Source organism: Rhodococcus sp. ARC_M6 (assembly GCF_022810305.1).
Taxonomy (GTDB): Bacteria; Actinomycetota; Actinomycetes; order Mycobacteriales; family Mycobacteriaceae; genus Rhodococcus_F.
The window spans coordinates 1-243 of the sequence record NZ_JALGQH010000131.1; the positions used below are offsets into that span (position 1 = coordinate 1).

General features: G+C 70.0%; 1 pseudogene. It reads right to left on the reverse strand.

The features are described from left to right. Positions 1-43: 43 nt before the first annotated feature. Positions 44-243, reverse strand: a pseudogene (locus tag MTX36_RS29680) (hypothetical protein); the annotation flags it as partial.

Below are 243 nucleotides of genomic sequence, written 5' to 3' on the forward strand. Positions count from 1 at the left end.
GGGGCATTGTTACCGGACTCGGGCGGCGGGATTGCTGGCGGGATCAACTGAACCGATCCCACCGGAGGGTGGGCCGCGGCGGCGGACCAAACTCGAGAACAAGGCTGCCCGGGTTGGGGGTGAACGCCGGCGGCGGCGTGCTGTGATGGATGTTCGGGCCCTGAAGTTGGCGCGGCGGGAGCGGCGGCTGGAGGTTCGGAGGCGGACTCGGTTGTTGCAGCGGTTGATGCGGGTGCGGGCGAG